At 47.4% G+C, this 23942-nt stretch carries 24 protein-coding genes, 2 tRNA genes and 3 rRNA genes; 16 read left to right on the top strand and 13 right to left on the bottom strand.

Going from position 1 to position 23942, the window contains the following annotated elements:
* Positions 1–41 precede the first annotated feature (41 nt).
* Both SFSGTM_RS15105 and SFSGTM_RS15100 read left to right on the top strand, forming a co-directional pair.
* Complete coding sequence (locus tag SFSGTM_RS15105) at positions 42–455, top strand: hypothetical protein (protein WP_162085883.1); 414 nt, start codon at positions 42–44, stop codon at positions 453–455.
* 1 nt (position 456) lies between these two features.
* Positions 457–960, top strand: a complete 504-nt coding sequence (locus SFSGTM_RS15100; protein ID WP_162085882.1) for a cyclic nucleotide-binding domain-containing protein — start codon at positions 457–459, stop codon at positions 958–960.
* A 52-nt stretch (positions 961–1012) separates the two neighbouring features.
* Here the strand turns inward: SFSGTM_RS15100 and SFSGTM_RS15095 are convergent, their stop codons facing one another.
* Entirely contained in the window at positions 1013–1723 is a 711-nt protein-coding gene (locus SFSGTM_RS15095) for a flagellar brake protein (protein ID WP_162085881.1), read from the bottom strand.
* Positions 1724–2306: 583 nt separating this feature from the next.
* On the opposite strand from SFSGTM_RS15095, the gene SFSGTM_RS15090 reads away from it, so the two are divergent.
* The gene (locus SFSGTM_RS15090; protein ID WP_162085880.1) at positions 2307–2852 is read left to right on the top strand and encodes a bactofilin family protein; all 546 of its coding nucleotides are present in this window, start codon (positions 2307–2309) and stop codon (positions 2850–2852) included.
* 32 nt (positions 2853–2884) lie between these two features.
* Positions 2885–3436 carry a glycine zipper 2TM domain-containing protein gene (locus tag SFSGTM_RS15085; protein ID WP_162085879.1) on the top strand — a complete coding sequence of 184 codons (552 nt, stop codon included), beginning with the start codon at positions 2885–2887 and terminating at the stop codon, positions 3434–3436.
* Between the two features lie 8 nt (positions 3437–3444).
* On the opposite strand, the gene trhA is transcribed toward SFSGTM_RS15085, so the two are convergent.
* The 4 genes from trhA to dacB form a co-directional block, all read right to left on the bottom strand.
* Entirely contained in the window at positions 3445–4062 is a 618-nt protein-coding gene (gene trhA, locus SFSGTM_RS15080; RefSeq protein ID WP_162085878.1) for a PAQR family membrane homeostasis protein TrhA, read from the bottom strand.
* A 61-nt stretch (positions 4063–4123) separates the two neighbouring features.
* Positions 4124–4780 carry a YiaD family glycine zipper/OmpA-like lipoprotein gene (locus SFSGTM_RS15075; protein WP_198420669.1) on the bottom strand — a complete coding sequence of 219 codons (657 nt, stop codon included), beginning with the start codon at positions 4778–4780 and terminating at the stop codon, positions 4124–4126.
* 43 nt (positions 4781–4823) lie between these two features.
* Positions 4824–4967, bottom strand: a complete 144-nt coding sequence (locus SFSGTM_RS15070) for a DUF3096 domain-containing protein (protein WP_162085876.1) — start codon at positions 4965–4967, stop codon at positions 4824–4826.
* 83 nt (positions 4968–5050) lie between these two features.
* On the bottom strand, positions 5051–6424 hold the full coding sequence (dacB, locus tag SFSGTM_RS15065; RefSeq protein WP_162085875.1) for a D-alanyl-D-alanine carboxypeptidase/D-alanyl-D-alanine endopeptidase: 1374 nt from the start codon (positions 6422–6424) through the stop codon (positions 5051–5053).
* 61 nt (positions 6425–6485) lie between these two features.
* Between dacB and coq7 the strand changes: the two genes are divergently transcribed.
* Both coq7 and SFSGTM_RS15055 read left to right on the top strand, forming a co-directional pair.
* A complete protein-coding gene (coq7, locus tag SFSGTM_RS15060; RefSeq protein ID WP_162085874.1) occupies positions 6486–7115 on the top strand; it encodes a 2-polyprenyl-3-methyl-6-methoxy-1,4-benzoquinone monooxygenase in 630 nt (209 codons plus the stop codon).
* A gap of 29 nt (positions 7116–7144) precedes the next feature.
* Positions 7145–7462 carry a DUF2322 family protein gene (locus SFSGTM_RS15055; RefSeq protein ID WP_162085873.1) on the top strand — a complete coding sequence of 106 codons (318 nt, stop codon included), beginning with the start codon at positions 7145–7147 and terminating at the stop codon, positions 7460–7462.
* Positions 7463–7530: 68 nt separating this feature from the next.
* On the opposite strand, the gene SFSGTM_RS15050 is transcribed toward SFSGTM_RS15055, so the two are convergent.
* Both SFSGTM_RS15050 and SFSGTM_RS15045 read right to left on the bottom strand, forming a co-directional pair.
* A complete protein-coding gene (locus SFSGTM_RS15050; RefSeq protein WP_162085872.1) occupies positions 7531–7947 on the bottom strand; it encodes an OsmC family protein in 417 nt (138 codons plus the stop codon).
* Between the two features lie 30 nt (positions 7948–7977).
* Positions 7978–8721: a YdcF family protein gene (locus tag SFSGTM_RS15045; protein WP_162085871.1), complete on the bottom strand. Its 744-nt coding sequence runs from the start codon at positions 8719–8721 to the stop codon at positions 7978–7980.
* A gap of 122 nt (positions 8722–8843) precedes the next feature.
* Here SFSGTM_RS15045 and rplM point away from each other — a divergent pair, with 122 nt between their 5' ends.
* From rplM to erpA, 4 genes are all read left to right on the top strand, one after another.
* Complete coding sequence (rplM, locus tag SFSGTM_RS15040) at positions 8844–9278, top strand: 50S ribosomal protein L13 (protein ID WP_162086368.1); 435 nt, start codon at positions 8844–8846, stop codon at positions 9276–9278.
* Positions 9279–9281: 3 nt separating this feature from the next.
* Positions 9282–9674 (top strand): 30S ribosomal protein S9, encoded by a 393-nt coding sequence (gene rpsI, locus SFSGTM_RS15035; RefSeq protein ID WP_162085870.1) that lies wholly within the window; start codon positions 9282–9284, stop codon positions 9672–9674.
* A gap of 109 nt (positions 9675–9783) precedes the next feature.
* Positions 9784–10812: an N-acetyl-gamma-glutamyl-phosphate reductase gene (argC, locus tag SFSGTM_RS15030; RefSeq protein ID WP_162085869.1), complete on the top strand. Its 1029-nt coding sequence runs from the start codon at positions 9784–9786 to the stop codon at positions 10810–10812.
* 54 nt (positions 10813–10866) lie between these two features.
* Positions 10867–11217 (top strand): iron-sulfur cluster insertion protein ErpA, encoded by a 351-nt coding sequence (gene erpA, locus SFSGTM_RS15025; protein WP_162085868.1) that lies wholly within the window; start codon positions 10867–10869, stop codon positions 11215–11217.
* A 46-nt stretch (positions 11218–11263) separates the two neighbouring features.
* Here the strand turns inward: erpA and SFSGTM_RS15020 are convergent, their stop codons facing one another.
* Both SFSGTM_RS15020 and SFSGTM_RS15015 read right to left on the bottom strand, forming a co-directional pair.
* Entirely contained in the window at positions 11264–12361 is a 1098-nt protein-coding gene (locus SFSGTM_RS15020; protein WP_162085867.1) for an anhydro-N-acetylmuramic acid kinase, read from the bottom strand.
* A gap of 10 nt (positions 12362–12371) precedes the next feature.
* Positions 12372–13697 carry a M23 family metallopeptidase gene (locus SFSGTM_RS15015; RefSeq protein WP_162085866.1) on the bottom strand — a complete coding sequence of 442 codons (1326 nt, stop codon included), beginning with the start codon at positions 13695–13697 and terminating at the stop codon, positions 12372–12374.
* A 102-nt stretch (positions 13698–13799) separates the two neighbouring features.
* On the opposite strand from SFSGTM_RS15015, the gene tyrS reads away from it, so the two are divergent.
* The 6 genes from tyrS to rrf all read left to right on the top strand — a co-directional run bounded on the left by tyrS (position 13800) and on the right by rrf (position 20544).
* The gene (gene tyrS, locus SFSGTM_RS15010) at positions 13800–15017 is read left to right on the top strand and encodes a tyrosine--tRNA ligase (RefSeq protein ID WP_162086367.1); all 1218 of its coding nucleotides are present in this window, start codon (positions 13800–13802) and stop codon (positions 15015–15017) included.
* A 274-nt stretch (positions 15018–15291) separates the two neighbouring features.
* Positions 15292–16829 (top strand): 16S ribosomal RNA (locus SFSGTM_RS15005).
* A gap of 132 nt (positions 16830–16961) precedes the next feature.
* Positions 16962–17038, top strand: a tRNA-Ile gene (locus SFSGTM_RS15000).
* A 9-nt stretch (positions 17039–17047) separates the two neighbouring features.
* A tRNA-Ala gene (locus SFSGTM_RS14995) sits at positions 17048–17123 on the top strand.
* Between the two features lie 310 nt (positions 17124–17433).
* Positions 17434–20316 (top strand): 23S ribosomal RNA (locus SFSGTM_RS14990).
* A 114-nt stretch (positions 20317–20430) separates the two neighbouring features.
* A 5S ribosomal RNA gene (rrf, locus tag SFSGTM_RS14985) occupies positions 20431–20544 on the top strand.
* The 16S, 23S and 5S rRNA genes sit together here with 2 tRNA genes alongside, the layout of an rRNA operon.
* A 165-nt stretch (positions 20545–20709) precedes the next feature.
* Here the strand turns inward: rrf and SFSGTM_RS14980 are convergent.
* From SFSGTM_RS14980 to rph, 4 genes are read right to left on the bottom strand one after another with little or no spacing between them, the layout of a single operon-like run.
* Positions 20710–21462 (bottom strand): tRNA threonylcarbamoyladenosine dehydratase, encoded by a 753-nt coding sequence (locus tag SFSGTM_RS14980; RefSeq protein WP_162085865.1) that lies wholly within the window; start codon positions 21460–21462, stop codon positions 20710–20712.
* Positions 21459–22625: a radical SAM family heme chaperone HemW gene (gene hemW / locus SFSGTM_RS14975; protein ID WP_232525996.1), complete on the bottom strand. Its 1167-nt coding sequence runs from the start codon at positions 22623–22625 to the stop codon at positions 21459–21461. Before hemW ends, SFSGTM_RS14980 begins: the two co-directional genes overlap by 4 nt.
* Complete coding sequence (rdgB, locus tag SFSGTM_RS14970) at positions 22625–23218, bottom strand: RdgB/HAM1 family non-canonical purine NTP pyrophosphatase (RefSeq protein ID WP_162085863.1); 594 nt, start codon at positions 23216–23218, stop codon at positions 22625–22627. The genes hemW and rdgB overlap by 1 nt, the downstream gene beginning before the upstream one ends.
* A complete protein-coding gene (gene rph / locus SFSGTM_RS14965; protein ID WP_162085862.1) occupies positions 23218–23934 on the bottom strand; it encodes a ribonuclease PH in 717 nt (238 codons plus the stop codon). The genes rdgB and rph overlap by 1 nt, the downstream gene beginning before the upstream one ends.
* Positions 23935–23942: the final 8 nt, after the last annotated feature.

The following is a 23942-nucleotide window of genomic DNA, read 5'->3' as shown; positions in this document are numbered from 1 at the left end:
TTTAGGCTAAAACCCGATAAAATGAATATGGTTTTAAATAGATGGCTAAGAATATGGGCTACAAAAGACGTGCGCGGGTGATTTTTTTGGGTGGTTTACATCCCGCACCGGCTAATTTGGCTGCGCACTATGCGCAAAAATTAGGCCGTGAGTGGCTGGAAGCGCGTGCTGCGGTGTTGGCTGGCGTGGAGGGTGATGTGCCCGTGCTGGATGAGGCGTTGTTAACATGGGCGGATTTGCTGGTGACGCTGGATCAGGCTGCGTTTGCTGCCAAGCCCATTTTACGAGCAGGGGTGCAGCATAGACATTATCCGTTTGAACCCATTCCTGCAGCCAGCGATAAAGACGGCTGGCAAGCGTTGGCTGCGCGGGTGCGGAGTCGGGTAGAAGGTATGATAGGCGGCATGCGTTTAATGCAGAAGGCCGCTGATGAATTTAATGTAGAGGAAGAGTGAAATGGTCGCAAAACAATTAGCAGAACATGCAGAATTAGCTCAATTTATGAGTCAGCAATATTTGTGTGAGTCATTGACCGTAGCGGAAGTGAACACCTTGTTGAATTATTTGAGCGTGTTGCATTTTGACTATGATGATGTCGTATCTGACGTGGGTGACGTGGGTGATGAATTGTATTTCGTTGTGAAAGGCGAAATAGCGTTGATTATTCCTGACGGACAGAATGAATATGAAGTGGTGCGTACCGGTGTGGGCGAAATGCTGGGGATGATGTCTTTCTTCGACAAACGTGCGCGCTCTGCACGTCTGGTGGCTAAAGCGGCCGACACGCAAGTACTCAAGTTATCCCGTGCAATGTATAAACGGATGAAAGTGGAGCATCCTTATATTGCAATTAATATTGTTGAGCAGGCGGTATTGAGTATGGATAAATTGTTCCGCTCAGTCAGTAGCGACTTTGCGCAATTCTCGCATTATTTGTATGGTGCGGGATCTAAAGCTTAAGCTTGAACGTGTGCACGATGTTTGCGCTTGCGACATCGTGCGTAGCTTAAGTTTATTTGTCTTCCAGTATTTTCTGATAAACCAGGCTCTGCAAAGTAAGCAGTTCTTGCGTATCTAAATCCAGAAACTGTAACCCATATTTAATCGGATTGACTTCATCATCGGTGCTGGTGAGTGAGCGTATTGCACATTTGAGGGTGGGGTGAACAACAATGTCACGTATCTTGGCGCGGAAAGCAATGCGCAAGATGTCGTCCTTTTTGCCTAATGGCGTGCTTGACGCAATTGACGCCCCCGTTGTGCTGATATCGTGAATGATAATCGGTGTGGGTGCGGCATTGCTGTTTTCATTATGCGTAATATTGGTTGATGCGCCGATGATGTCAAAATTAATGCGTGCGGCCGCGCGGATAGGGGCTTTTTGCGTGGTTTTTGGGTAGCTTAAATGCAGATAGGTAATCGGCGTGTTGCAGACTTTGATAATGTCGCAGCTGAACGCATAAGCTGCCGTTCCTGAAAAAGCACGGACAGTTATGTTCTGGCCTTCGCGTAACAACATGGCGCTGTTATTTACTGCTGGGGTAGTAATCATTATGGTTTTGCCAGTCAGATAGCCCAGTAGCTTGACTGAGTGTCTGATTTCCTGCGCGTCCGAACCTATTTGTACCTGAAACGTATCACCAACACGTGCTTTGATATCGTCAAAAGTTGACGTAAATCGATCGGTTGCCATGGGTTTTGCAGGCTTGGTTGCTGTATTCATGTTGTTCCCATATTTGTTATTAAAACAAGCGTCTGACGGTAAGCATATATGAATTTATTCAATTGTGCCAAGTGGCATTTATAAATGTTGTTGACTGTGCTGATGTTGAGAATTTGCTCTGCCAGTTATGTGTAGTGGCTGGCATGTGGTTTTGCTAAGTATATATGTTGCTGGAAAATCAATAACTGTCTTCGATTGGCGACAAATTCGTGTAATTAATTGCGAGAATATTATCTAACTTATTGATAATTAATGATAAATATAAATGGCATGGTGTTTGCTGTAGCTAGGTTAGCTGGGTAATTAAGCCCGCTCTTAACTTATAGGAAAATATCATGATGCTTTATTTTAGCCACTTAGTTCTTATGTTGAATCTTTATATCGCACGTATGTTGTTTATAGGTGCGCTCTATCTGGGCAATTACAGCAGTCGTATTAAGGCTGCGTTTGATTAAAGTGGGTTTGTCAGGTCAGGTGTCGCTTAAGGGCGACACTTTTTTAATTATTAATTCACTGTTTTCTAGTTGTTTTTTCCAAGCAAAATAATTCAGTGTCGTCAGATAAAGACAATAGGAGAAGTCAGATGTTAAGAAAATTTCTACAGGCGCGTAAAGCGGATGCTAATGCAGTCGCGGATGAGCCAAAAATCAATTTAAAGTCACCATCAGCACCGCCTGTGATTGTGCCATCAACAATGAAACCACCTAAGGATGAAGGTAACAAACTGGTGGTAGGGCCGCATATCGAACTTAAAGGATCTGAAATAACGGATTGCGAAATTTTGATTGTGGAGGGCCGTGTTGAGTCGTCGATGAAAAGTCGTCATATCCGGATTGCAGAAGGCGGCGTGTTTGAGGGTACGGCTGAGGTTGATGTGGCAGAAATAAGAGGTACTTTTGAGGGCGAGCTGATAGTTCATAAACGACTAGTGATTTATGCCAGCGCCAAAATTCATGGGCATATTCGCTATACCGCCATGACCGTTGAAGATGGGGCAGAGGTGACAGGGACAATAGATATGTTAATTCAGGATGTGCAAGTACATGATGCTGGGAATACTACAGATGCCAGTGATTTGCCTGGTTTTAGGTTAGTTCAATCCAGTCTGGCACACAGACATCAGCGTTAAGCATTGCATTAACTTTTTAATGTGAGGGAAAAATGGATAAATCATTATTGATTGGTTTAGTGGCTGGGGCTGCTGCAGTTACGGCTATTGGCGGGGTTGCTGGATATAAGGTGATGCATGCTGAGCCTGCCTATGCGGAGGTGGTCAGTGTGGATCCAGTGACGGAAACTGTGCGTACGTCACATCGTGTATGTAAAGATGTGGCTGTGGTGCATCGGGCACCGGTAAAAGATGAAAACCGGATTGCAGGTACCGCGATTGGTGCGGTGCTGGGTGGGGTATTGGGCAATCAGGTGGGGGGTGGTACAGGCAGAACGGTGGCGACGGTAGCAGGTGCTGCGGCTGGCGGTTATGCGGGGAACCATGTGCAAGAGAATATGCAGGAATCTGATAAGCAGACCGAGATCAAATCGCGCTGTAAAACAGAATATGAAAGTGCGAAAAAAACATTGGGTTATGATGTGGTTTATCGTTTGGGTAGCAAGCAGGGCAAGGTGCGTATGGACCATAACCCTGGGCAGCAAATTCCTGTGCAGAATGGGCGGTTGATATTAACGCCAGCGGTGGCTGTTACCCCAGTATGACGACTGGCTTATACAACAAAGAATAAGATTGCGAAATAATGCATGAGGCTACCAGCGATGACGAACAGGTGCCAGATACCGTGCCAGTGTTTGAATTTATAATCATAGGCATAAAAAACTATGCCCCCGGTGTAGAACAAGCCACCCGCAGCCAGCCAGATGAAGCCCGTGCGGCCTAATGCGTGGAGCAGCGGGATGATGGCAATCAGGATGACCCAGCCCATGAGTATGTAGATGATGATGGATAGAATTCTGGCCTCATTTTTTGGCCAGAATTCTTGCAGTATGCCTATGATTGCGAGTGTCCACACGATAGCTAGTAGTGACCAGCCCCATGTGCCGTGGAGCGTGACCAGGCAAAATGGGGTGTATGTCCCCGCAATGAGCAGGTAGATGGCCTGGTAGTCTAGTTTGCGCAGTATGTCTTTGGAGCGTCCGCGCAGGCTGTGGTAGAGCGTTGAAGTGGTGTAGAGGGTAATCAAAGTAAAGCTGTAGATAGCCACACCTGTTATTTTCAGCGCGTTGCCATGTAGTGCTGCAAGCGTGATTAATACCACACTGCCTGCAATGGATAGTGCTGCACCAACGAGGTGGGTGATGGCGTTGAAGCGCTCACCGTAATACATGTCGTGTGTTCCTGTCGGGATTCAAGCTACGCATAATGGTTACGGCCATAGTGCACAGCCTTTATTGTTGAGGTTCAGCCACAAAAATTTCGACTCGACGATTTTGCGCACGTCCTGCACTGGTGTCATTGGTGGTAATGGGTTCATGTGAACCGCGCCCATCAACATTGAACCGCGCAACAGCCACGCCACGTGCGGTCAGGTAGTCGCGTGTATGTGATGCTCGCGCTAGCGATAATGGGTTGTTGATTGCGTCATTGCCAGTGTTGTCGGTATGTCCAATGATAGTAATTCGGGTGCTTGGATTTTCGATCAGGCTGGTGGCGAATTTATCCAGGATGACACGGAAATTCGGACGGATATCGGCGCGGTTAGTGTCAAATGAGATGTCACTGGGGATGTCGAGTTTTAAACGGTTGTCAGCAGTCTGGCTAACCTGTACACCTGTGCCTTGAGTGGCTTGTTCCATTTGCTGCTTCTGCTGTTCCATTTTGTTCGACCAGATATTGCCTGCAACCGCACCCGCAATACCGCCTATTGCCGCGCCTGTCGCTGCGCGCCCACCACCGCCGCCTGCCGTTGTTGCACCAATAATCGCACCTAAACCTGCGCCTATTCCTGCGCCTGTTGCCGTGCCGCGCTGAGTTGCGGACATGTCCGCACAGCCTGTGAGTGCTACGCTTAGTGCAAGTGTGCTGATTATTAATTTACGCATGATTATTCCTTATTAAATTGAGATTGGGTGAATGCTGATTAGGCGCTCAAAAATGGGTGCCAAACAGACCGATTATGCCAATGACAATTAGATAAATTGCGACGATTAGATTTAGCATACGCGGCATAATCAATATAAGTATGCCTGCGATAAGTGCGGCGAGTGGTCCTATGCTTAAGTGTAGGTTCATGATGTTTTCTCCTGACTGTGGGAGATTAGATACTACGCTCTTTTCGTATCGTCGTTATGTGCGTCAGTTCACATAGCTACAATTTAATTATCGACTTCTTGTAATAGCGTGTCTTGCGCTAAACCACCTGCCTGTGCGTGTTCGTCGTTGATAAAAAAGACAACGATGTAGGTGTGTCCATTGGTGGCATGTACATAGCCGGCCATGGTTTTTACGCCATCCAGCGTGCCTGTTTTGATGTGGGCGCGGCCTGCGACGAGGGTGTCTTTCAGGCGTTTTTTCATGGTGCCGTCCATAGCGACGATGGGCAGGCTATTGGCAAGTTCGGGGTAATAGGGGCTATGGTACGCAGCGTATAGCAGTTGTGCCATATGGTATGGGCTGATGCGCTCCAGACGGGATAAACCGGCACCGTTTTCCAATATCAATTCAGGGAAGTCCAGTTGCGACAGTTTGAGCCAGTTTTTAACATTGTCACTGGCTGATGCTATGTTAGCACTAGGGGGCGAGGACAGGCTTAAAAATACACTGCGTGCCATGATGTTGTTGCTGTATTTATTAATGTCGTAAATGATTTGCGCCAGTGGTGGAGAGCTGTAGCTGAAAACCAGCTGCGCGCTGTCAGGTGTGTTGGCTACACGCCAAGTGCCAGTTATTGTGCCGCCCTCGGCTTGCCATAACTGTTGAAAAAGCCCTGCAGCCAGTGTGCTGGCATTACCGAGATTGAGTGCAAAAGATTTTTCACCGCAGTCTCTGGCATAGTTGCCATTTAAGCTGAGCTGATGCGTATCAGCTTGCCATTCGGTGTGTATGGCATCGCGCCACTCTCCGCAGGTTTCGTTGTTAAGCGTGATGTGATTAAAGATATGCGTATCGCTGGGAAGTGGTTCAGCTTGTACAGTAACATTCGTCGTATTGGGTGTGAGCTTGATTTCACTGCTGTTGAAATTGACCATCAGCGCAGCAGGCTCTGCGTTATAAGCGCGATTAGGGTGATCGTCGAATTGTGGACGAGGACTGAGTTGGAAGTAACGTTGGTCGATGACCAGATCACCGTTGATGTGCTGTATGCCGCTTAAACGCAATTGATGCAGTAACATCCAGTATCGTTCTACGGTTAAGTCAGGGTCGCCAAAACCTTTGAGATAAAGATTGCCATTCAGTGTGCCATCGTGCAAATTGCCGTCGTAATAGATGTCGGTTTTCCATGTGTAGGCAGGGCCAAGCAGATTGAGTGCAGCATAGCTGGTAAGCAACTTCATGGTAGATGCCGGATTAAATGCACGATTGGGATTAATCATGATGCTTGGGGCGGGGCTCATACTGTCCCAAATGATGATGCCTGTGTTTTGTTCTGGTATATGTGCGGCATTGAGCGCATTTAAAACCGCGTGAGATAGCGGTGCTGCATGACTAGGAGATAAAAAAGCAAGGAACAGTATGAGCCAGTAACGCATGTTGAGGTTTAATCTTGGATGAATTCGCGTTATTCTTGCATAAATTAGTCGAGTAAGTGAGATGGTAATGAATTTAGATGCGTTGATATTAGCGTTGGATAATGGTTTGCGTACCGTACTTGCACCCGCGCAAAGTGTGCGTGCTGTTCCTGGCAAGGAGTTAGAAGATGCGGCATTGACGGAGGCAGAGAAAAAACATGCGGCAAGTCTGATGCGGATTAATCATGTTGGTGAGGTGTGTGCTCAAGCTTTGTATCAAGGTCAGTCGTTGACCGCACGCAATCCTGAAGCAAAAGCGGCGTTGGCTGAAGCTGCTCGTGAAGAAACAGAACACCTGGCGTGGTGCGAAGCACGGATAGATGCTTTGGGTGGTCGCAAGAGTTTGCTTAATCCCGTCTGGTATGCGAGTTCGTTAGCTGTGGGTATGGCGGCGGGTGCGTTGGGAGATAAGTGGAATTTGGGATTTTTGGCTGAGACTGAACGGCAGGTAGGGTCGCATTTAGCAGCGCATTTGACTGAATTGCCAGTGGCTGATGCGAAAAGCCGTGCGGTGGTTGAACAGATGCAGGAGGATGAGGCACGTCATGCTGAGACTGCTGTGGCTCATGGCGGTGCAGCCTTACCCATGCCGGTGAAAGGGGTGATGCAGCTCATGTCTAAAGTGATGACGAAAACAGCTTATTGGGTATAATGCTCACCATTTGAACGAAAGTATAAGTCATGGCGAATTTTGCAGAAAATCTTGAAAAACTTGAGAACGTTGATGCGTTTGGTTCTATGAAACTGTTTGATGAAATGGGTAATGTCTGCGGTGTGATAGAAAACAAACCAGGTAGTGCAGGTTCATTTCGTGTGTATTATCACGCTGCGCTAAAGTGGGGTGGTATCGGTCAAAAAGGCGCGCAAGAGGCGTTAGCATTGTTTGCAGAGCATACTGATGATGCGCGTCAGAACCCTGGCAAACACCCTAATATTGATTTGTTATTTGATATTATCAAAAACAACACGGTATATTCAGTACGCTGCTATCCAGTTTAATACTGTATCGGGATATGTCCCGATACAGTATTTCAAGTCCAGATTAAGATCTGATCTGTCGAGATGAGTTAAATTTCTACAATTTCAAAGTCATGTGTCATCTCGGCAGTTTTCCCCAGCATAATAGATGCTGAACAGTATTTTTCCGCTGAAAGATTGATTGCGCGAGCCACTAATTCAGGTTTGAGATTGCGGCCACTGACGATGAAGTGCAAGTGAATTTTGGTAAATACTTTAGGATCAGTGTCGGCACGCACTGCCTCAATTTCAGCAACGCAATCTACGATGTCGGCACGTGCTTTTTTCAATATAGTAACGACGTCATAAGATGTGCATCCACCTGCACCTAACAACATCATTTCCATAGGACGTGGACCTAAATTGCGCCCCCCGCCTTCAACCGAGCCATCCATTACTAAGCCATGGCCGCTGCCTGTTTCGCCCACAAATGCTACACCTTCTATCCATTTGATACGTGCTTTCATGCGTTTTCTCCTTGTGAGTGATGAATAATTCTAACCTTTAAGTCGATACCAGATAAGTCCTATCGCTTCATGGATTGCAAAATAACTGTTGGTCAGTCCGCGTGGCTGCGGAATAAAGTCAATTGGATTGATATGCTTGGCCAGGCTGTAACCTGTGCCAGCAGGAATAACGGTAAATCCAGCATGCTCAAAAGCATAGATGGCACGAGGTAAGTGCCAGGCATGGGTTACCAGATAGATACGATTAATCTGACTGGGTAATAGTGCACGGCTGGCGTGAGCATTTGCCCATGTGTTGTTTGAGTGAGGTTCGATCCAGCGAGTGGCAACGTTAAAATCTTGCTGCAACGTGTCGCGCATTAAATAGGCTTCAGCTACACCGCCGGCAGGGTTGCCTCCACTGACTGCAACGGGTAAATGAGTAGCGCGTGCAAGTCGCGCGCCGTAACGCACGCGTTCTAACGCATAGCGACTAACGGTGTCGCCACCGTACTCAGGCGCATCAAAATAGCTGCCGGCACCCAAGATAACAATTGCATCTGCGGCAGGCGGGTGGGCTAAATTGATTACGGGGTAATGTTCAAATTGCGCCAGTAGCCTATCAGCGATAACAGGCATGGATAGTGCGCATAGCAGTATCAAAGTGGTTGTGCAGAGTATTTTGCCAAGCAAGCGATGGCGGTTAAGTAATCCTAGGCTTATGCCACCAAGCAGAATAAGGCTGAGTGGCGGCAAGAGTAAGGCGCTGATAAAAATAGTAAAAATCCAGGACATTTTTATAGTGAGTGGAACAAATATTGATGGGAGTGTTTGACATGATTAGCTATTTGAATTATTATACTCGGCTTTCCATGTTTAAGAATTAGCAGGGGTTTGAAATGAACACCTTTACCGCAATGAGCACGTTTTCAGCCAAAGCACACGAGATTAATCGTGAATGGTTTGTTGTTGATGCAACAGATAAAGTTTTGGGACACGTAGCTGCTGAAGTTGCACGTATTTTACGCGGCAAGCATAAGCCAGAATTTACCCCTCACGTTGATACTGGCGATTTTATCGTTGTTGTTAACGTTGAGAAATTAAAAGTAACCGGTAATAAAGCTGAAGATAAGAAATATTATCGTCACACTGGTTACCCAGGTGGTATCTATGAAACTACCTTTGCGAAAATGCAAGCGCGTTTTCCAGGTCGTGTTTTAGAAAAAGCAGTTAAGGGCATGTTGCCTAAAGGCCCATTGGGCTATGCAATGATTAAAAAGTTGAAGTGCTACGCAGGTGCAACCCACCCGCACTCTGCACAACAGCCTAAAGCTTTGGAAATCAGAGGTTAAGCCATGATCGGAAATTATTACTACGGCACTGGCCGTCGCAAAAACGCTGTTGCTCGTGTTTTCATTAAAGCGGGTAGTGGAAATATTGTTGTGAACGAAAAACCTGTTGATGAGTATTTTTCTCGTGAAACAGGTCGTATGATCGTTCGTCAGCCTTTAGAATTAACCAGCAACGTATCTGCATTTGACATTATGGTCAATGTGCATGGTGGTGGTGAATCTGGTCAAGCTGGTGCAATCCGCCACGGTATTACCCGTGCGCTGATTGAGTTTGATTTGGGTCTGAAGACTTCATTGAAAAAAGCTGGTTTCGTAACACGTGATGCGCGTGTGGTTGAGCGTAAGAAAGTCGGCTTGCGTAAAGCTCGTCGCGCTAAACAGTTCTCCAAGCGTTAATTATTCGGGCATTGTTTATTTTGCCCATCGAAAAAGCCGCCTTGAACTGGGCGGCTTTTTTGTTGTCTGTGAGTTATGATAATGTTTTTGCACATTAAGGAAGTTGCGCATGATTAAGGTTGGCATAGTCGGTGGTACAGGGTATACAGGTGTCGAGTTATTGCGTTTGTTGGCGTTGCATCCACAGGTTGAGCTGGCTGCGATTACTTCACGTAAAGAAGCCGGTATGCGCGTTGCTGATATGTTTCCTAATTTACGTGGGCATGTGGATTTGGCTTTTTCTGATCCCGAGCAAGCGGATTTAGCAAGTTGTGATGTGGTGTTTTTCGCCACGCCAAATGGTATTGCGATGCAACAGGCGCGAGAGTTATTGGCAGCAGGTGTCCGCGTAATTGATTTGGCGGCTGATTTCCGTATTAAGGATTTGGTAGTCTGGTCTAAATGGTACGGCATGGAGCATGCTTGTCCAGAGCTGGTAGAGGAGGCAGTTTATGGTTTGCCTGAGGTGAATCGTGAGCAGATTAAAACGGCCAGATTGATTGCGAACCCTGGTTGTTACCCTACTGCAGTGCAATTAGGCTTTTTACCGTTATTGGCTGCAGGTGTGGCTGATACCTCTTGTCTCATTGCGGATGCTAAGTCGGGAGTGAGTGGTGCCGGGCGTGGTGCGTCTGTAAGGGCTTTGTTTGCTGAATCTGCAGACAGTTTTGCTGCTTATGGTGCATCTGGACATCGGCATCTGCCCGAAATTAGTCAGGGTTTGGCTGGATTTTCAGGGAAGAATGTTAATTTTACTTTCGTGCCACATTTAACACCGCTGATCCGGGGCATTCATGCGACTTTGTACGCGCGGGTGACGCATGGTGTGGATATACAGGCGCTATTTGAACAGCGGTATCAGAATGAGCCGTTTGTTGATGTGATGCCTGCGGGCTCGCATCCTGAGACGCGTTCCGTTCGAGGTGCAAACACTTGTCGTATCTCTTGGCACAGGCCGCAAAATGGCGATATGGTTGTGGTGTTGTCAGTGATCGATAATTTGGTTAAAGGCGCTGCAGGCCAGGCTGTGCAGAATATGAATATTATGTTCGGTTTCGCAGAGTCGATGGGATTAGAATTAATTGGACTGTTGCCTTGACGTAAGGCATGGGCATGTAGATAATGGTAAAATACTGTTTATAGGAGTTTTAAAATGAATGCAATGACTGAAATGCAACCTGTGTTAGTGTTTACTGATAACGCAGCGAACAAGGTTTCACAACTGATTGAAGAAGAAGGTAATGCTGATTTGAAACTGCGCGTGTTTGTTAGCGGTGGTGGCTGTTCAGGTTTCCAATATGGCTTCACTTTTGATGAAGTCATGAACGAAGATGATACCGCTATGGTTAAAAATGGCGTGACTTTGCTAATTGATCCTATGAGCTATCAGTATTTGGTAGGTGCTGAGATTGATTATCAAGAAGGTCTGGAAGGTGCGCAGTTCGTAATTAAGAACCCTAACGCGACTTCAACTTGTGGTTGTGGTTCATCGTTCTCTGCTTAAATTAGTAATGTGAGAATGCTAAAAAAGGAGGCTTCGGCCTCCTTTTTTATGCTGGGTAGATGGCGCCTAATATGCATGGGTGCTCGGCACCTGTGACTTCAGTCAGGTTGCCTGGCAAATTCTGTAGAGTTTGCCAGCCTAGCCAGGCAAACGCATGTGCTTCAAGCCAGTCTGCATGAATGCCGATAACATCGGTGCGTTGGATGTTGAGCTTGGGTAGTGCAATTTTAAGAGCCGATGTTAGTGCTTGGTTATGTACGCCACCTCCGCACAAATAAAGTTCATCAACGTTTGGAGTGCATAGTGTATTGATTGCTTGGGCGATGCTGTCAGCAGTGAATTGTACAAGTGTTGCTTGCACATCAACGGGAGACTCATTTCCTGTCAGTAATGAATTTAGCCACTGATTATTGAACTGTTCCCTACCCGCACTTTTGGGTGGGGGTAATTTAAAATATGGATGGCTTAGTAATTTGGTAAGCAGTTTAGGTAATGCTTCACCTTGTGCTGCCCAAGCACCATCTTTATCATAAGGCTCGCCGGTATGGGTCAGGCACCATGTGTCTAAAAGACCTATGCCTGGACCACAATCAAATCCGGTGATTTTCCCCTCGACTGGCAAGTCACTGATATTGGCAATGCCGCCTATGTTAACAATAACTCTGTGTAAATCGGGTCGCCTGAAGGCTGCGGCATGGAAAGCAGGAACCAGCGGGGCGCCTTGACCTCCTGCAGCAATGTCGCGGCTACGAAAGTCGGCTATCACTGTGGTTAGTGTTTTTTCAGTCAGGCGAGCGGCATTGACTAATTGTATGGTGTAGCTTGCATCGGGTCGATGACGTATGGTTTGCCCATGGCAGGCGATGGCTGTTGGGTGAATATGAGATTTTGCGATAAGCTTGTTGACGCTAGCGGCATACAGATCAGCGAGTTCGTTGGCAAGAACTGCGGTGCGATGGATTTCATCATCACCAGTATCTTGCAATGCAAGTATGCGTTGGCTTAGCTCGGGTGGGTAAGCATCATATTGCGTTTCAATCAAACAGCCTGCGGGGTGCGATGCATCAAAACAGACCAATGCTGCATCAATACCGTCTAAACTTGTGCCGGACATGAGTCCGATAAGGTGAGTTTTATCGGACACGATGCCGTGCTTATTCCATGGCGGTAAGGTTGGTGCCGTCTAGCAAGTTGAGTCGCGCGACCAAAGGTTGTGCTTCCGCTTTAAATTTAGGTAGCTGTTGAGCTGCAATAGGAAAGGCAACAGGTATATTTGCGGTAAGCGGATTCGTTGCTACACCAGCAATTCTGAACTCGTAATGTAAGTGTGGTCCAGTTGCCCAGCCCGTCATGCCTACATATCCAATTAAATCGCCTTGACTAACTTTTTCACCTTTGTGCAGTCCTTGGGCAAAGGCTGAAAGATGACCATAAGCAGTGCTGTAGTTGCCACTATGCTTAAGTACGATAAAGTTGCCATAGCCCGTTTGCTGGCCTACAAACTCAACGGTTGCATCAGCAATCGCACGAACTTTTGTTCCGATTGGGGCTGCGTAATCAATACCTTTGTGTTGGCGCCATTGTTTCAAAATGGGGTGAAAACGCATTTCGAAGCCAGAGCTGATACGTGTAAATTCAAGTGGCGAACGTAAAAATGCTTTTTTTAGTGGTTTGCCTTCAGGAGTGTAATATTCACCCTTGCCATTTGCGCCATCGAAAAACACTGCGCGGTAGGCGTGTCCAGCATTCACAAATTCAGCAGCAAGAACGCGCCCTGTCATTACCATTTGACCATTTAAAGATTTGGTCTCGTAGACAACGTTGAAGTTGTCGCCTTTGCGCAGATCCTGATGGAAGTCTATGTCGGTAGAAAACAGATCCGCCATTTGTGTGGCAATGGCGTCAGGTATGCCTGCGGCATCAGTAGCGCCAAATAATGAGTTACGAATTACGCCTGACTTCATTACAGTTGCTGTTTCAAGTGGGGCGGTAGTTACACTGGTGTTGAATTGGTTGTTCTGGGCGATAATGTTTAACATTTTGCCATCTGTGCTGGCATGACGTAACCAAATTAATTTGCCATCATCGCTGACCTCGGCTTGTATGCGCTTGCCAGGATTTATTTGTATTAGTGCATGTGTCGCATCCGGGGTTTTCAGGAATGCCGATATTTGTTCGTTATTTACGCCCAAACGTTTGAGTATGCTTGCAGCAGTGTCGCCACGTTCGATACGTTCGTCGCGGATATATGTGTTAGTGCTTGTGTCGGCAAGGCTGATTGTTTCGGGTAGCGCCAAGTTTTCAACAACGGTGGAAACGGTAACGTTGGAGGTATCTGTTTGCGGAGCTATACCAAAAGCGGTTACCATGCCGAATAATGGAAGGCTGGACAGAGCAATCAACCAGCGTAAGCGAACTTTGCGTGCGTTTACACGTTCGCCGTGTGTTAGTAAATTGCTATTACGTTTGATTCTCGCCATTGTTTCATTTCCTTACTGCGTGCTCGACACGTGATAGTAACAGAACGTGTCGGCAATGAGAAGCTTTAGATTTAGTGTGTTGATTATTATGGGGTTAGTGTGATGGTTGCTGGGGTAAATGAAGCGCTGCAGATCATTAAGCGTGGTTGTGATGAATTAATTGTTGAGCATGAATTAGTGGCGAAGTTGAAGGCGGGCAAGGTATTGCGGGTTAAAGCCGGGTTTGATCCAACTGCGCCAGATTTGCATCTGGGTCATACAGTGCTGTTGAATAAAATGAAGCAATTGCAGGATTTGGGTCATCATGCATTGTTTCTGATTGGCGATTTTACTGGAATGATAGGAGATCCCACCGGCAAGAATACTACGCGCCCGCCACTCACGCGTGAGCAGGTTGCCGAAAATGCGAAGTCATACACAGAGCAGGTGTTCAAGATTCTTGATCCAGATAAAACTGAGGTGGTATTTAATTCCACATGGATGGATCAGTTAGGGTCGGCGGGAGTGATGAAGTTGGCTGCAACGCACACGGTTGCGCGCATGCTGGAACGGGACGATTTTAGTAAACGTTATAAAAATAATCAGCCTATTGCAATACATGAGTTTCTGTACCCCTTGGTGCAGGGTTATGACTCGGTGGCATTGAACTCCGATTTGGAGTTGGGCGGAACTGATCAGAAATTTAACTTGTTGATGGGGCGTGAGTTGCAAAAGCATTATGGTCAGGCTCCCCAGTGTGTGTTGACCATGCCTTTATTGGAAGGTTTGGATGGGGTTAATAAAATGTCCAAGTCGCTAGGTAACTATATAGGTATTACGGAGCCGGCAAATGAGATCTTTGGCAAAATCATGTCTATACCTGACACATTGATGTGGCGCTACTTAGAACTATTGTCGTCTGCAAGTTTAGGGGATATAGCAATTTGGAAACAGAAAGTTGTCGAGGGGTTAAATCCACGAGATATAAAAGTCAGATTTGCGCAGGAGATGGTTAGTCGTTTCTACAATGCGACAGCTGCAGAGAATGCATTGCTGGATTTCGAATCGCGCTTCCGTCAGGGTGGGGTGCCGGATGATTTGGTGACTGTAGAGCTGACTGCAACAGATGGTAAGGGTGTGCAGATAGCGCAAATTATGAAGCAGGCAGGATTGTCGGCTAGCACGTCTGAAGCCAATAGAATGATAGATCAGGGTGGGGTTAAAGTTGATGGGGAGAAAATTAGCGATAGGGGTTTAGTTCTGCCAATAGGTAGTGAGTGCGTGTTGCAGGTTGGAAAGCGGAAGTATGCAAAAGTGCTTATTCACCCTAATTCAAATTAAACAAGAAATATAGTTGACAATGTAAAATGGGTCTGTATAATTCGCACCTCGTTGGAAGCAAAGCAAGTCGCAACCGACCGGAAGCAAACGCTCTTTAACAAGAAGACAATCGATAAGTGTGGGTATTTACTGCGGTGAGTTTGGTGCGGTACTGGGCAACTGGTGCTGTACTGAAACGAAACTAAAAGTAGTAAATACGCATGCTGAAATAGAAATATGTAAGCAAGCGACAAGCGAAAGTTGCATTTATGTAGCGAGTAGCACAACAGGAATTAAACTGAAGAGTTTGATCCTGGCTCAGATTGAACGCTGGCGGAATGCTTTACACATGCAAGTCGAACGGCAGCACGGAGCTTGCTCTGGTGGCGAGTGGCGAACGGGTGAGTAATGCGTCGGAACGTATCCACTAATGGGGGATAACGCATCGAAAGATGTGCTAATACCGCATACGACCTACGGGAGAAAGCAGGGGACCTTCGGGCCTTGCGTTAGTGGAGCGGCCGACGTCTGATTAGCTAGTTGGTGAGGTAAAGGCTCACCAAGGCGACGATCAGTAGCTGGTCTGAGAGGATGATCAGCCACACTGGAACTGAGACACGGTCCAGACTCCTACGGGAGGCAGCAGTGGGGAATTTTGGACAATGGGCGCAAGCCTGATCCAGCCATTCCGCGTGAGTGAAGAAGGCCTTCGGGTTGTAAAGCTCTTTCAACAGGGAAGAAACGTTACTGGTTAATAACCAGTAATAATGACGGTACCTGTAGAAGAAGCACCGGCTAACTACGTGCCAGCAGCCGCGGTAATACGTAGGGTGCGAGCGTTAATCGGAATTACTGGGCGTAAAGCGTGCGCAGGCGGTTTATCAAGTCTGATGTGAAAGCCCCGGGCTTAACCTGGGAACTGCGTTGGAAACTGATAAACTAGAGTACGGCAGAGGGGGGTAGAATTCCACGTGTAGCAGTGAAATGCGTAGATATGTGGAGGAATACCGATGGCGAAGGCAGCCCCCTGGGTCGATACTGACGCTCATGCACGAAAGCGTGGGTAGCAAACAGGATTAGATACCCTGGTAGTCCACGCCCTAAACGATGTCAACTAGTTGTTGGGGAGGGAGACCTCCTTAGTAACGCAGCTAACGCGTGAAGTTGACCGCCTGGGGAGTACGGTCGCAAGATTAAAACTCAAAGGAATTGACGGGGGCCCGCACAAGCGGTGGATTATGTGGATTAATTCGATGCAACGCGAAAAACCTTACCTACCCTTGACATGTACGGAACTTGCTAGAGATAGCTTGGTGCTTGAAAGAGAACCGTAACACAGGTGCTGCATGGCTGTCGTCAGCTCGTGTCGTGAGATGTTGGGTTAAGTCCCGCAACGAGCGCAACCCTTGTCATTAATTGCCATCATTTAGTTGGGCACTTTAATGAGACTGCCGGTGACAAACCGGAGGAAGGTAGGGATGACGTCAAGTCCTCATGGCCCTTATGGGTAGGGCTTCACACGTAATACAATGGTCGGTACAGAGGGTTGCCAACCCGCGAGGGGGAGCTAATCTCAGAAAGCCGATCGTAGTCCGGATTGTAGTCTGCAACTCGACTGCATGAAGTCGGAATCGCTAGTAATCGCGGATCAGCATGTCGCGGTGAATACGTTCCCGGGCCTTGTACACACCGCCCGTCACACCATGGGAGTGGGTATTACCAGAAGTAGGTAGCTTAACCTTCGGGAGAGCGCTTACCACGGTAGGATTCATGACTGGGGTGAAGTCGTAACAAGGTAGCCGTAGGGGAACCTGCGGCTGGATCACCTCCTTTCTAGAGTAACCGTCAGTAAATACTCACACTTATCGATTGTCAGCGACGCACAAGGAATGGCGCGGCAAGGCAAAGCCTGAGACAAGCAGAGCAACGCGACTCAAGCAGCCTCACACGACCAGACCTGTCAAAGGGTCTGTAGCTCAGTTGGTTAGAGCACCGTGTTGATAACGCGGGGGTCGTTGGTTCGAGCCCAACCAGACCCACCAAGAATGAATGGGGGATTAGCTCAGCTGGGAGAGCATCTGCTTTGCAAGCAGAGGGTCAACGGTTCGATCCCGTTATCCTCCACCACTCACCTTAGTGCGAAGTAAAACTGTTAGGAAGCGAAGACCTGAAGTGTCAGGTGTAGCGTGTTGCATGAAAAACAAAGCAAACACCCTAGACCTTACACTTTAAGTGTAAATGCTCTTTAAAAAAATGGAAGAAGTAAAGTTGTTGATAAGTGGATTGACCAGGTGCAAGCCTTGTTGAGAAGCGAATTGACGAAATGGGTTTTAGATTGTATCAAACCAACTTGGAACTTAGTCGAACCGAGTTGGCAACACAAACGTTGCACTAACCTATGACTGAAAGCTCTGGCGACAGAGACTTAAGGTTATAGGGTCAAGCGACTAAGTGCATGTGGTGGATGCCTTGGCGATTACAGGCGAAGAAGGACGTTGCAGCCTGCGAAAAGCTGCGGGGAGCTGGCAAGCAAGCTTTGATCCGCAGATGTCCGAATGGGGAAACCCACCCTTAGGGGTACCCTAGACTGAATACATAGGTCTAGAGGAGCGAACCGAGCGAACTGAAACATCTAAGTAGCTCGAGGAAAAGAAATCAACCGAGATTCCGCAAGTAGTGGCGAGCGAACGCGGAGCAGCCTGCAAGATATAGCTAACACGTTAACAGAACGGTTTGGAAAGGCCGACCATAGTGGGTGATAGTCCCGTATGTAAAAACCTGTTAGTAGAACTAAGCTTGCGACAAGTAGGGCGGGACACGAGAAATCCTGTTTGAACATGGGGGGACCATCCTCCAAGGCTAAATACTCGTAATCGACCGATAGTGAACCAGTACCGTGAGGGAAAGGCGAAAAGAACCCCGGGAGGGGAGTGAAATAGATCCTGAAACCGCATGCATACAAACAGTGGGAGCGGACTTGATCCGTGACTGCGTACCTTTTGTATAATGGGTCAGCGACTTACGTTCAGTAGCGAGCTTAACCGAATAGGGGAGGCGAAGGGAAACCGAGTCTGATAAGGGCGATAGTTGCTGGGCGTAGACCCGAAACCAGATGATCTATCCATGGCCAGGATGAAGGTGCGGTAACACGCACTGGAGGTCCGAACCCACTAATGTTGAAAAATTAGGGGATGAGCTGTGGATAGGGGTGAAAGGCTAAACAAATCTGGAAATAGCTGGTTCTCTCCGAAAACTATTTAGGTAGTGCCTCAAGTATCACCTTCGGGGGTAGAGCACTGTTATGGCTAGGGGTCATCACGACTTACCAACCCATTGCAAACTCCGAATACCGAAGAGTGCGAGCTTGGGAGACAGACATCGGGTGCTAACGTCCGGTGTCAAAAGGGAAACAACCCAGACCGTCAGCTAAGGTCCCAAAGACACAGTTAAGTGGTAAACGATGTGGGAAGGCATAGACAGCCAGGATGTTGGCTTAGAAGCAGCCATCATTTAAAGAAAGCGTAATAGCTCACTGGTCGAGTCGTCCTGCGCGGAAGATGTAACGGGGCTCAAACTGTGCACCGAAGCTACGGATATGTCATTTATGACATATGGTAGGAGAGCGTTCTGTAGGCCTGAGAAGGTGAGGTGTGAACCTTGCTGGAGGTATCAGAAGTGCGAATGCTGACATGAGTAGCGATAAAACGGGTGAAAAGCCCGTTCGCCGAAAGCCCCAGGTTTCCTGTTCAACGTTCATCGGAACAGGGTGAGTCGGTCCCTAAGGCGAGGCTGAGAAGCGTAGTCGATGGAAAACAGGTTAATATTCCTGTACCGGTCTTGAATGCGATGTGGGGACGGAGAAGGTTAACTCAGCCAACTGTTGGAATAGTTGGTTTAAGTGTGTAGGCAGAGATCTTAGGCAAATCCGGGATCTTAATGCTGAGGCATGATGACGAGGTGCTACGGCACTGAAGTGAGCGATACCATGCTTCCAAGAAAAGCCACTAAGCTTCAGTTCAAGAACGACCGTACCGCAAACCGACACAGGTGGGCAGGGTGAGAATCCTAAGGCGCTTGAGAGAACTCAGGAGAAGGAACTCGGCAAATTAACACCGTAACTTCGGGAGAAGGTGTGCCTCAAGTATGTGAATCCCCTGCGGGAGGAGCAGAACGAGGTTGCAGTGAAAAGGTGGCTGCGACTGTTTAATAAAAACACAGCACTGTGCAAACACGAAAGTGGAAGTATACAGTGTGACGCCTGCCCGGTGCTGGAAGGTTAATTGATGGGGTGCAAGCTCTTGATCGAAGCCCCAGTAAACGGCGGCCGTAACTATAACGGTCCTAAGGTAGCGAAATTCCTTGTCGGGTAAGTTCCGACCCGCACGAATGGCGTAACGATGGCCACACTGTCTCCTCCTGAGACTCAGCGAAGTTGAAATGTTTGTGAAGATGCAATCTACCCGCGGCTAGACGGAAAGACCCCATGAACCTTTACTGTAGCTTTGCATTGGATTTTGAATAGACTTGTGTAGGATAGGTGGGAGGCATAGAAGCAGGGACGCCAGTTCTTGTGGAGCCAACCTTGAAATACCACCCTGGTGTGTTTGAGATTCTAACCTAGGTCCATTATCTGGATCGGGGACCGTGCATGGTGGGCAGTTTGACTGGGGCGGTCTCCTCCCAAAGCGTAACGGAGGAGCACGAAGGTATCCTAGCTACGGTCGGAAATCGTAGCGATAGTGCAATGGCAAAAGGATGCTTGACTGCGAGACTGACAAGTCGAGCAGGTGCGAAAGCAGGTCATAGTGATCCGGTGGTTCTGTATGGAAGGGCCATCGCTCAACGGATAAAAGGTACTCTGGGGATAACAGGCTGATTCCTCCCAAGAGTTCACATCGACGGGGGAGTTTGGCACCTCGATGTCGGCTCATCACATCCTGGGGCTGTAGCCGGTCCCAAGGGTATGGCTGTTCGCCATTTAAAGTGGTACGTGAGCTGGGTTTAAAACGTCGTGAGACAGTTTGGTCCCTATCTGCCGTGGGCGCTGGAAATTTGAAGGGACCTGCTCCTAGTACGAGAGGACCGGAGTGGACGAATCTCTGGTGTACCGGTTATCACGCCAGTGGTATTGCCGGGTAGCTAAATTCGGAAGAGATAAACGCTGAAAGCATCTAAGCGTGAAACTCGCCTTGAGATGAGATTTCCCGGGGGTATAACCCCCCTAAAGGGTCGTGGAAGACCACCACGTTGATAGGCTGGGTGTGGAAGTGCAGTAATGCATTAAGCTTACCAGTACTAATTGCCCGTGAGGCTTGACCCTATAACCTTAAGTATGAGGTTAGTGTGACGAGTGTTATAAGACATGCAGTCTAAAACCTGACTTTACTTCTTCCAGATAAGAGATGTTGATTTAATCAGCATCTCACCCCTTACGTCTGACGACAATAGCGTCTTGGAACCACCTCTTCCCATCCCGAACAGAGCCGTGAAACGAGACTGCGCCAATGATAGTGTGGATTACCCATGTGAAAGTAGGTCATCGTCAGACTCCCCATTCTAAAAACCCCCTCCAGTTATCTGGTGGGGGTTTTTTATTGCTTGTGAGATTCTAGCGTCTAGTTTAGACGTTACTATATTAGATAGCAGTGCTAGATCAAGTTTTTGGATTGATATAGTGTGGCGGGTAATTTAGACATTGCTGTAATTGAATTTTTTAGATGGATTCTGTTGTTGATGTGCTCTGACTAGCCAGTAATCTACGTATGACCTCACCTGCAAGCATAAGACCAAAAAGTGGTGGCATGTAACTAATTGTGCCATTCACTGCCCGTGCGCGACCAGGGCCATCAACAGCAACGGGTGGCAGGGGATCGGCAGGTTGCTCGTCGGAATATACTGTCAATATGCCTTTTCTGATACCAAGCTTGTGCAGACGTTTGCGCATAATGCGCGCCAAAGGACACATTTCCGTTTTGCTAATGTCTGCAAGTTTGATCATGCTAGGCTCCAGCCGATTTCCTGCACCCATACTAGAAGCGACATTCAGTCCACGCTGCAGGCTAGTGGAAACCAGTGCAACCTTGCAATTAAGGGAATCTATGCAATCAATGACGTAATCAGCATCTGCAGGAACGTAATCAAGCATGTTTTCTGTAGTTAAAAAAACCTGATGCGTGGTGAGTTTACAAGCTGGATTAATATTCATAATGCGCTCACGCATGATATCAATTTTGGGTAGTCCTATGGTGGATAGTAGTGCGGGAAGTTGTCGGTTAATATTGCTAGGAGCGACATGATCGTGATCAACTAAGGTGATTCTGCCTATGCCTGCCCGAGCTAAGGCTTCAGCGCAATATGAACCAACCCCACCCAAACCAGCAACAAATATGTGTTTGCTAGCTAAAGTAGCTATGCCCGTTTGTCCTATTAGTATCTCAGTGCGTTCGAATTGTGGTACCGTTGTCATGTTGAGCTCGTTAAAAATAAACCTAGTAAATCATTGAGGAAGCGCTGACCATGCAATGTTGGTGTGACATGTATGTGGTCACGGGTGATGAGTTGCTGAGCTTCAGCAAGTTCAAGCTGTTTGTGTATAGCCGTGATTGGCAATCCTGTTCGTTCACTGAATAAACTTAAATCGAAGCCATTAGTTAAGCGTAATGCATTCATCATGAATTCGAAAGAACGGTCAGAGGTGGAAATCTCGTGCTCGGTTTGGACAGGATTCCCTACGAGTGCATGATCCATATACTCGCGTGGCAGTTTATGTCGCATCTGCCGTATCATGCGGTTATGAAATGATAATTTACTGTGAGCACCGGCTCCAATACCTAAATAATCACCAAATTGCCAATAGTTAAGATTGTGTTTTGCCTTGCGATGGGGTTGCGCAAAGGCTGACGTTTCGTAGTGTAGATAATTCGCGGTTACAAGTGTGGTTTCTATCATCACCTGCATGTCGGCTGATAAATCATCATCAGGTAGACTGGGTGGGTGATGAAGAAACGGTGTATTAGGTTCTAACGTGAGGTGATAGCAAGATAAATGTGGAGGAGTATAACTTAACGCAGTATTGAGATCCTGTTGGGCTTGTAACAGGGTTTGATTAGGCAACGCATACATTAAGTCTAAATTGAAGTTATCAAAATTGTCTTTAGCGATACCAATAGCATTATGCGCATCACGATCATTATGTATACGACCGAGTGCGCTTAGATGTGCTGGATTAAAGCTTTGTATGCCTAAAGAGAGTCGGTTAATACCAGCAGATTTGAATTCTTGAAATTTATTGGCTTCGACTGTACCAGGATTGGCTTCAAGCGTAACCTCAGCAAAGAAATCAAGCTTTAATAAACTGCGCACCGTGGTCAGAATATTATCTATCCCTTCACCGGAGAAAAGGCTGGGTGTGCCGCCGCCAAAAAAAATACTATGAATATTTCGCCCCCAGATGAGAGGTAAGGCGCTTTCAAGGTCACGGGTTAACGCTTCAATATAGCGTTGCTCAGGTATTGCATCACGTGCAGTGTGCGAGTTAAAGTCGCAATATGGGCATTTCTTTACGCACCAAGGTATGTGTATATAAAGTGATAGTGGTGGAAGTGCTGTTAAGTTGTGTTGCAATGGCATTAGCATGGATTTCCAAGTTGGGTAACTAGCTGCTGTAATGCCTGTCCACGATGACTTAGCGCATCTTTTTCTTCTGGTGATAATTCAGCTGCAGTCTTATTGAGGCTGGGGATGAAAAAATGCGGGTCGTAACCAAATCCATCTATGCCCCGAGGGGCATCAATAATCTCACCATGCCAGCGGCCTTCGGCAATGATAGGTTGTGGATCTCGCGCATGTCTTAAATAAACCATTACACAGTAGTAATAGGCCGACCGTTGTGGGTTATCAGCGAGTGCGGCTACCAACTTAGCGTTGTTCCCCAGGTCGGACTTTGGCTCACCTGCAAAACGAGCCGAGTGTACGCCTGGTTCGCCATCCAATGCTGACACGCAAATACCAGAATCATCTGCTAGCGCTGGCAGTCCAGTAAGTTTGGATGCATGGCGAGCTTTTTCTATGCAGTTTTCAATAAAAGTCGGGTAGGGTTCTTCGGCCTCAGGTACGCCGAAATTGGATTGTGGCTGTACGTCATACCCCAATGGTACAAGCAGGCGGTTGATTTCGCGCAATTTGCCCTTATTGTTGCTGGCAATGACGATTGTTTGCAGCATCAGCCTGCAAGTGCCGCACGTTGTAATGCGACAATCTGCTGTATGCCATGCTCAGCCAAATCCAGCATGGCATTTAGCTCTGCGCGATTATATGCGGCGCCTTCGGCTGTGCCTTGTACTTCTATCATCCCGCCTGTGCCGGTCATGACCACGTTCATGTCAGTATCGCAAGCCGCGTCTTCAGCATAATCCAGATCTAATACCGGCTCGCCCTGATATATGCCTACTGAAATGGCAGCGACGAAATCACGGATGGGATTTACGGTTAATGCGCCTTTTTGCAGCAGTGTGTTGATGGCGTCGTGGGCGGCCACAAAAGCACCTGAAATTGATGCGGTACGCGTACCGCCATCAGCTTGTATTACGTCACAATCGATATGCAGGGTACGTTCACCTAATGCATTTAAATCAACTGCTGCGCGTAATGAGCGTCCAATTAAACGTTGTATTTCCTGTGTGCGGCCAGATTGTTTACCGCGTGCTGCTTCTCTATCCATGCGCGTGCTGGTTGAGCGTGGCAACATGCCGTATTCGGCGGTTAGCCAGCCCTGATTTTTACCTTTTAAAAATCCTGGTACTTTGTCTTCTATGCTGGCAGTACAAATTACGTGGGTATCACCACAGCGTATAAGTACTGAACCTTCTGCGTGTTTGGTGTAATGACGTGTGATGTGGATGTCACGAAGCTGGTTGGTTAATCGTTGACTCGGCCGCATTAGGTATC

Source organism: Sulfuriferula nivalis, from assembly GCF_009937995.1.
GTDB classification, from domain to species: domain Bacteria; phylum Pseudomonadota; class Gammaproteobacteria; order Burkholderiales; family Sulfuriferulaceae; genus Sulfuriferula; species Sulfuriferula nivalis.
Note: the sequence above shows the minus strand (reverse complement) of the source record. Positions and strands in the feature narration are given on the sequence as shown.